1 pseudogene is annotated in these 209 nt (G+C 57.9%); it reads right to left on the bottom strand.

The annotated features are described in order from the left end of the window. Window positions 1–209, bottom strand: a pseudogene (locus E0L21_RS24895) (RHS repeat protein); the annotation flags it as partial.

Below are 209 nucleotides of genomic sequence, written 5' to 3'. Positions count from 1 at the left end.
ACCAGCACGTTGCCCACCGGGTCGTACTCGTAGCGCAAATCCTGCAGCACTTTTGTCGTTGTCGCGCGTTCGGTTTTAATACCCACCAGCCGCTGGGTTTCGGCTTCATATGAATACGTGGTCACCACGCCGTTACCGTGCTCCTCGCGCAGTTTCTGCCCGGCGGCGGAATACGTCAGGGATTTGACTATGACCTGCTCTGAACCGCC

The sequence above is a fragment of the Kosakonia quasisacchari genome, assembly GCF_004331415.1.
Lineage (GTDB): Bacteria > Pseudomonadota > Gammaproteobacteria > Enterobacterales > Enterobacteriaceae > Kosakonia > Kosakonia quasisacchari.
The sequence above is the reverse complement of the archived record's forward strand: the minus strand, read 5'-3'. Positions and strand labels throughout refer to the sequence as shown.